Source organism: uncultured Gelidibacter sp., assembly GCF_947500795.1.
Lineage (GTDB): Bacteria > Bacteroidota > Bacteroidia > Flavobacteriales > Flavobacteriaceae > Gelidibacter.
The window spans coordinates 540,984-550,002 of record NZ_CANMTE010000003.1; the positions used below are offsets into that span (position 1 = coordinate 540,984).

5 protein-coding genes are annotated in these 9,019 nt (G+C 41.4%); all 5 read left to right on the forward strand.

Annotation, left to right across the window (positions count from 1 at the left end):
* Positions 1-8 precede the first annotated feature (8 nt).
* Positions 9-965: a M20/M25/M40 family metallo-hydrolase gene (locus tag Q0947_RS10165; RefSeq protein WP_299396676.1), complete on the forward strand. Its 957-nt coding sequence runs from the start codon at positions 9-11 to the stop codon at positions 963-965.
* 180 nt (positions 966-1,145) lie between these two features.
* On the forward strand, positions 1,146-2,792 hold the full coding sequence (locus Q0947_RS10170) for a beta-N-acetylhexosaminidase (RefSeq protein ID WP_299396679.1): 1,647 nt from the start codon (positions 1,146-1,148) through the stop codon (positions 2,790-2,792).
* A 4-nt stretch (positions 2,793-2,796) separates the two neighbouring features.
* Complete coding sequence (locus tag Q0947_RS10175; RefSeq protein ID WP_299396682.1) at positions 2,797-5,094, forward strand: family 20 glycosylhydrolase; 2,298 nt, start codon at positions 2,797-2,799, stop codon at positions 5,092-5,094.
* A gap of 168 nt (positions 5,095-5,262) precedes the next feature.
* On the forward strand, positions 5,263-7,029 hold the full coding sequence (locus Q0947_RS10180; protein ID WP_299396685.1) for a glycoside hydrolase domain-containing protein: 1,767 nt from the start codon (positions 5,263-5,265) through the stop codon (positions 7,027-7,029).
* A gap of 30 nt (positions 7,030-7,059) precedes the next feature.
* On the forward strand, positions 7,060-8,985 hold the full coding sequence (locus tag Q0947_RS10185; protein ID WP_299396688.1) for a beta-N-acetylglucosaminidase: 1,926 nt from the start codon (positions 7,060-7,062) through the stop codon (positions 8,983-8,985).
* Positions 8,986-9,019 lie beyond the last annotated feature (34 nt).

The window sequence follows — 9,019 nt, forward strand, 5'->3', positions numbered from 1 at the left end:
TAGATCTTATGAAAAAATTGCTCTTCCTATCTCTATTGACATTAAGTTCTTATAGTTCATTTTCGCAAGCTGACATCACAGAAAGCGAACTCAAAAGCCACATCGAATTCCTTGCTTCGGAAAAGAATGCGGGCCGATTTCCTGGGACCAAAGCGAGTCGATCTGTCGTCAGATACATCAAAAAGGATTTTAAAAAACAAGGACTTAAAAAACTAGGCAGCTGTTATGAGCAAAAATTCAAAGCACGCATAAGGGTGGCTAAAGGCGAGCCTGAAAAACGCCCTGTTAAAACGTCCAATGTAGTTGCCTTTCTTGAAGGCAATGACCCTATTTTAAAACATGAATACATCGTGTTAGGTGCCCATTATGATCATTTAGGAATGGGCGGGCCTTCATCAAAATCTGACCAAAAAAACGCAATTCATTACGGTGCCGATGATAATGCCAGCGGTACCGCAGCCTTACTGGAAATCGCTGAGAAAATTGCCGCCAATAAAACAGCATTAAAACGCAGTGTTATTTTTATTGCATTTGGCGCTGAGGAACAAGGCCTGTTGGGAAGTACATATTTTGTAGAAAACCCTTTAGTGCCCTTGTCTCAAATAAAACTGATGATCAACATGGATATGGTTGGTCGTTTAAATACTGAAAAACATGTGTATATGAATGGTGCCGGAACTTTCCCAGATGGCGTGGCCTTATTACAGAATTTAGGCGACTCCGTGGGGTTGACGCCGATTGTCCATGCCGGCTCTGTTGGTGGTTCAGACCACGTCTCGTTTTTTAAGAAAGACCTGTCTGTAATCGGGATCCACACGGGTGCGCACCCACAATACCACCGACCTGAAGATACGGCCGATTTGATCAACATTCCGGGACATCAACAAGTCAGCGAATTTATCTATCAAGCTTTGATGCAAATTGCCACGACGGACTATAAACTGGAATTTATTCCGCAAGAATAAACAAACTAGTTCGCCTCCACCCGTTTATTAGGGTCGTCCGTCGAAATCTTTTTCATTACTTGACTTAAGTTACTATATTTTCAGATTGTTTTTTTAGCATCCATTACAACATAAAAACACATAGTTTTTCACTCATACAAACGCTTATACATTTATTATAAAATCCCTAAACACTTACTAATGAAGTTTATTTTCCTCACATTACTCGGTCTCTTGACATTAACCAATTGTACCGCGCAAACAAAAACCTTTACAGCTTCTGAAATTGCTGTGTTACCACAACCCAATTCCTTGGAATTACAGGAAGGTTCTTTCACACTTAATGCTGACCAAAGTATCTCAGCATCGCATGATCTTCAGAAAACTGCCGTTGCTGACCTTCAAGCCTATCTAAAGGAAACTTTAGGAAAAAACCTGAAATCATCCGACGCCAAAAAAGCGAGTATTACGTTTGATCTCAATACGAATTTGGGCCCAGAAGCTTATGAATTGACCGTTACTCCAAAACACATCAACATTGCGGCTAGTGCTGCTGCAGGTTACTATTATGGCGTTCAGACCTTAAAACAATTGGTTTCTACTGAAAATAATACCGTTTTGGTGCCTTCAGTAACCGTTAAGGACAGTCCGCGTTTTAGATGGCGTGCGTTTATGCTTGATGAAGCCCGTTATTTTCATGGTGAAGCCTTCGTAAAACAAATGCTCGATCAAATGGCATTGTTGAAAATGAACACCTTCCACTGGCATTTGGTGGACGATGCAGGATGGCGTATCGAAATTAAAAAATATCCAAAATTAACTGAAGTAGGTGCGTTCCGTAAAGACACTGAAATTGAGACTTGGAAAAGCGGTAAAACTTCTGGCGAGCCACATGGCGGATTCTATACTCAAGAACAAATCAAAGATATTGTAGCCTACGCTGCTGCTCGTAATATTAATGTGGTGCCTGAATTTGAAATGCCAGGACACGCCAGTGCAGCTATCGCGTCTTACACTTGGTTAGGGACTGCTGGGAAAGCGATTGAAGTACCGGTTACTTTTGGACGTCTGTATGACAATTACGATGTGACCAAGCCGGAAGTCATCACCTTTATTCAAGATGTTTTAAATGAATTGTTTGAATTGTTCCCTTCTGAAGTCATCCATATTGGTGGCGATGAAGTAGGCTATGAAGTTTGGGAGAAATCTGCTTCGGTTCAAAAATACATGAAAGAACACAACATCAAATCACCTGCCGATTTACAGATCCAATTCACCAATAACGTTTCCAAATTTATTGAAAGTAACGGCCGTCGAATGATGGGATGGAATGAGATTTTAGGTAAAAACATCCATGCTGATTTCGCTGAAAAGAAAAATGATGCAGAGGCAGAAACTGAATTGGCCAAAAACGCGATTGTGCATTTCTGGAAAGGCGATTTGGCATTATTGACCGAAGCGGCTAAAAATGGCTACAGCATTGTCAATTCCATTCATAATAGAACTTATTTAGATTACAGCCACAACTCTATTTCTTTGAGAAAGGCTTATGAGTTTGACCCGATTCCTGAAGGTTTGAATGCACAATACCACGACAATATCTATGGTACCGGTTGCCAAATGTGGAGCGAATGGACACCGACCAACGCTGATGTAGAGCGCCAAGCATTCCCTAGAATTGCTGCGTTTGCTGAAGTAGGTTGGACAAACTTTGACAACAAAGATTACGACAGTTTTAAAGTCGCTCTTAAAAAGATGCAACAACATTGGGACAGTTTAGGCATCAACTATTTTAAAGACTCTGATAAGCTTGAAGCAGAAGAAAAAGCCAAAGCCGAAAAAAAATAAAGCCATGAAATACTTTTCATCCATACTCCTGCTCTTAGTCATCTTGAGCAGCTACCAAGTCAAACAAACGAGAACTTTTACGGAAGATGAAATTTCCATTGTTCCGAAACCCTCATCGATGTATCTTTCTGAAGGCAGTTATACGTTTTCAAAAGACACTAAAATCTCTGTTGGTAATGACAGTCAAAAGCCAGCCGCTAAATATTTGTCAGATTTATTTGAAAAGGCAGCAGGTTTTCCGCTAAACATCATCGATACCAAAGATGAAAATGGTGTTGTGTTTATCGAGGACGAAACCCTTGCAAGTGAAACGTATACTTTAGAAGTCACACCAAAAAGCGTCACCATTAAAGCGAGTGATGCTGCAGGCTATTTTTACGCCGTACAAACCATTCGTCAACTGTTGCCTGCAAGCATTGAAAAAGCGAACAGTAACGACGCTACTTGGGTTATTCCTAGCATCAATGTAACGGACCAACCGCGTTTTGCATGGCGCGGCATGCAGATGGATTTCAGCCGTCATTTTTTTAGTATGGATGAGGTAAAAACCTTTTTAGACTATATGGCGCTTTACAAATTGAACACGTACCATATGCATTTAACGGATGATCAAGGTTGGCGTGTTGAAATTAAAAAGTATCCATTATTGACTGAAAAAGGAGCTTGGCGTATAGAAAGTTCTCACGACAAAGAATGTAAGGAATTAGCCAAAACAGATCCGTCTTTTACGATAGACGAACAACATTATCACGACCGTGATGGCCAACGCATGTATGGTGGATTCTTTACCCAAGACCAAATTAAAGAGATTATTGCCTATGCGGCAGAGCGTCAAATTGAGGTGATTCCTGAAATTGATATGCCAGGCCACTTTAAATCGGCCATAGATAATTACCCATTCTTAGCTTGTACTGGCGAAGCGGGATGGGGCGAATTGTTTTCAATTCCTGCCTGTTTAGGAAAAGAAAGCACCTATGAATTCACAAAAAACATTCTCTCAGAAATCGCTGAATTATTTCCTTCCGAATACATCCACATTGGTGGTGACGAAGTGAATATCCAATCGTGGAAAGAATGTCCGCTTTGTCAAAAAGCGATTAAGGACAACAATTTAAAGAACGAGCATGAATTGCAATCGTTTTTTAATAGAGATATTGAAGCCTTTTTAAACTCTAAGGGCAAACGCCTTTTAGGTTGGGATGAAATTGTGGAAGGTGGCCTTTCTGAAGGTGCAACCATGATGTGGTGGCGTAATTGGGCTCCTGATATGCGCACTATCGCGGCAAACAACGGCAACGATATGATCATCACACCGTGTTTTGAATATTATTTTGATGCGAAACATGAAGTAACGCCGTTTGAAAAAGTCTACAACTACGAACCAATTCCTGAAGAATTTACTGAGGATCAAGCCAAACATGTTTTGGGCATTCAAGCTAATTTATGGTCAGAAATGATTCCTAATTTTAAACGTTTAGAATACCAAGCCTTTCCAAGATTATTGGCAATGGCTGAAACGGCGTGGAGTTCAAAAGATGCGAAAGATCACGACAATTTCCAGAAACGCATGACGCTTCAATACGACCGATTGGATGCTTTGGGCGTTCAATACCACATTCCTGCAGTCACCGGATTGAAAGACAAGGTAGCATTTTTAGATACGGCAACCATTTCTTTGGAGGCACCATTACCTGGGATGGACATTTATTACACCACTGATGGCACTGTTCCAACCAAAGCTTCTAAGAAATACACAGAGCCTTTAAGTTTTTCTGAAACTGTTACTTTAACTACTGTTGCCTATAGAGGTGACATTGCTAGCGAAAAGCGATCAGCACTGGTAGAGAAGCAAAGCTATTTGGAGCCTTTGGAAGTGACACCAGAAAAAGGAGCGATCAACCGTTGGGCGGCAGTTAAGAAGTTTAAAGTGGTTGATGATATTGTTCTGCCAAAAACAGCCACTTACACCGCAGTTAACGAATTGAATTTTTCGGATCACGATGGCCAAGAACAGGTCTCCATGGTTTTTAAAGGTTATTTCTATGCGGAAGTGGATGGGTTGTATGAATTCGCTACAAAATCTGATGATGGAAGTTTGTTATACATCGGCGATAAATTTGTGGTGGATAATGGCGGTAATCATTCGGCATTAGAAAAAAACGGGATGGTCGCCCTTAAAAAAGGATGGCATCCACTTACGGTGAAATTCCACGAAGCTACAGGCGGTGCAGAATTGACCGTTTGGTATACGACTCCTAATGGCGAAAAGAAAGTTTTAAACGGGGATGTTATTGGGAAGTAATAAATCTTAGACACGAACCTGCCTGTCGGCAGGCAGGTTTCACGAATGCGCACGAATTTTTTGAGCGTTTTTGTTCACCTCTACGCATAAAATAATTTGTGATAATTAGTGTAATTCGTGTCAAAAAAACCCATCTCCATAAACCCATCCAAATAATACAATCACTCAATGAAACTATTTATAAAATCCGTGCTAATGCTTTCGGTCATCTTGACCTTTAGCTGTCAGCAGCATAAAGATTTCACCATAGCACAAACCTACCAAGAACCTGAAGATCCTTCGCCAGCAACTAATCAAAACTGGTCGGCTGTTCCACAAGGTCTGCAAGCCTCAGTAACGTCCACAAATATCCGATTTGTAAAAAGTGAAATTCCTAAAATAGAAGCACAATCCACTTGGAATGGTACCGCGTGGAAAGGCGAACGCAGCGCAGCGCAACTCGTGTTGTGGAGTAAAGATTCTTTGACCGAAGTCAACACCAAAATTTCAGATTTTAAGTCGGATTCAGGAGCAACACTCCCATCAAGTATCGCCACCATTAATTTTGTGAAGTATGTTTTAACCGATGTCTTCGATCAAGGTTGTGGCCATAGAAAACCGGAAGATTTCCCTTCTTCTTTAGCTGCAGATGCCCTTGAACCGGTCAATTCTTTCGCGATTCACGCTCAGGAAACCCGACCAATTTGGGTGACGATGGACATTCCGCGAGATGCCAAACCGGGCACTTACACAAGCACGTTCACCATTGACGTTAAAGGCCAAGCCTCCAAAACCATGGCATTTACCATTCGCGTTATTGACAAGGTTTTACCGCCAGCTTCCGATTGGAAATTCCATTTAGATTTATGGCAAAATCCTTACGCGGTAGCACGTTTTCATGACGTGGAGCCGTGGTCTGATGCGCATTTCGACTTGTTAAAACCGATTATGAAACGTCTTGCGGATGCAGGACAGAAAGTAATTACCGTTTCCCTCAACAAACGCCCGTGGGGAGGACAAACCTACGATCAATTTGAAGCGATGATCGAATGGCGTAAAAAAGCAGATGGGACGTGGACTTATGATTATACCATTTTTGATAAATGGGTGCAAATGATGATGGATTTAGGCATCAAGAACCAAATTAGCGGCTATTCCATGGTGCCTTGGGGTAATGAATTTTACTATTTTGATGAAGCCGAAAACAAGGAAATTAAGGTAAAAGCTGCACCAGGTACGCCCGAGTATAAAGACTTATGGATTCCGTTTTTGGCACAATTTAAATCCCATTTAGAAGAAAAAGGATGGAATTCTATTACAAGAATTGCGATGGACGAACGCGGCCCAGAAGAAATGAAGGCCATGCTGGAATTGCTCAATGAGCACGCTCCGGAATTCGGTGTGTCGTTTGCTGACAACCACAAAAGCTACAAATTGTATCCGGACGACCTAAAAGACATGTCCGTTGCCTTTGGGCATCCCGTAGATGCTGAGGATTTGACGGTTCGTAAAGCCAACGGCTACATCAGTACCTTTTACGTGTCCTGTGCCGACGCGTTCCCAAACACTTTTACCTTTTCGCCTCCTGCAGAAGGCACGTTTATAGCCTGGTATGCCATGGCGGCCGATTTTGACGGTTTTTTGCGTTGGAGCTATAACAGCTGGACGGAAAATCCATTGCAAGATTCCCGATTCAGAACCTGGCCTGCAGGCGACACCTATATTGTGTACCCTAACAATAGAAGCTCCATCCGTTTTGAAAAATTAAGGGAAGGCATTGTTGATGCTGAAAAAATCAGAATCCTAAGAGACGATTTTACCAATAGAAATATGACCGCAGAACTTCAAGAATTAAATCAACTCGTCGCAAAATTCAACAGAAACACCAAACCGGAAGATTTAGAACACCTACTTGAAGACGCTAAAAAGCAACTGAATCATTTGGTCGAAAAATAAAAATAGCTATCAAATCACTTAATATCCATCATGACAACATTAAAACAATTCACCGTAAAACGAATCACCACTAAATCCTTTATTTTAAGTGCGTTTATGCTGATCAGCACACTTGGGTTTTCGCAAGAACTAGCGGTTAATCCACAACCTCAGCAGCTTTCTATTTCAAAATACACGTCTGTCCCAACACATTTTAAGGTGGAACAGAAAAATGCTGATCCTGCAACGAAACATTTACTATCTACATTCTTTACGAGTGACAATACCGCTTCGGACGGATTTTCAATTACCATCGGAGAGCGTAAGGATAAGTTCTCGAGAAAATTTCTAAAAAATGTCCCTCAGAAGGCAGAAGGCTATTACATCCATAGTTCAGACAAGGCTATTACCGTTATTGGCAACGATGCGCGTGGTACGTACTACGGCGTGAGAACTTTAATCGCTTTATTACAAGCTGATCAAATGCCTTTAGGTGAGATTACTGATTATCCAGAAGTAACGGCGCGTGGTGTCGTGGAAGGCTTTTACGGTGCGCCGTGGAGTTTTGAACACCGTATGCGTCAAATTGATTTTTATGGCGAAAACAAACTCAACACCTATATCTACGGGCCAAAAGATGATCCTTACCACAGCTCACCAAACTGGAGAAAAGCCTATCCTGAGGATGAAGCTGCGCAACTAAAAAAACTCATCGATAGGGCCGCTTTAAATCATGTCGATTTTGTGTGGGCCGTGCATCCTGGAAAAGACATTAAATGGACTGAGAAAGATCGTACTGCCCTACTCCGTAAATTTGAAATGATGTACGATTTAGGCGTGCGTTCTTACGCCGTGTTTTTCGACGATATTTCTGGCGAAGGGACTAACCCAAGTCAACAAGCCAATCTCTTAAATTACTTGCACACTAATTTTGTAAAGGTCAAAAAAGATGTGACGCCTTTAATCATGTGTCCTACCGAGTATAATAAAAGTTGGTCGAAACCTGAAGGTGGCTATCTAGAAACTTTAGGGAAAGAATTGGACCCTTCGGTCAGAATTATGTGGACAGGAAATCGTGTGGTGGCAGACATTGATAAAGAAACGATGGACTGGATCAACAACAAAATTCAGCGTGAGGCTTTTATTTGGTGGAATTTCCCAGTGTCTGATTATGTAAGAGACCATTTATTATTAGGTCCGGCGTATGGCAACACTAAAGACATTGCCAAAGACGTATCTGGTTTTGTTTCCAACCCAATGGAACACGCTGAATCCTCCAAAATTGCGATTTACGGCGTTGCCAACTATACTTGGAATATGGCAGGGTACCAACCTGAACAAAGCTGGCAGAACGCCTTAAAAGTGGTGATGCCAGATAATGCCGAAGCTTTAGAGGTTTTTGCAAGCCATAATAGCGATTTAGGTCCTAATGGGCATTTATACAGACGCGACGAATCGGTGAAATTTAAACCAGAGGCAGAGGCGTTCTTGAAACATTTGAAAGCCAACCAAACGATTTCAAATCTCCACCTTGTCGCCAACGAATTTAATGCGATGGTAGAAGCTTCTTATATTTTGCTAAACAGCACAGATAATCCAGTGCTTTTGGAGGAAATGCGTCCTTGGTTAAGACAGTTCAAATTGTTAGGGCAATCAGGATTGGCAATAGTGAATATGCATAAAGCACTCCAAGCAAACAACATTACAGATTTTGAACGAAGCTACCAGGCCATTAAAGCTATGAAAGCGGAAATGTACACCAATGATCGCAAAGACAACCAGAACCCTTACCAACCCGGTGTGAAGACCGGCACTTTAGTAGTGACGCCATTAATTGACGAGGCTTTTGCCCATTTAACAGCAACTTACAATAAGGCTTTTGATAAAAACTTAGAAATTGTCGCCAGCTACAATCCGCATAAATTATACACCAACTTAAGTTTGATTTTTACTAAATCAGTTAACTTTAAGTATTAATCAGAAAGAACAAAAGAGCGGAGTAAGGTTACTA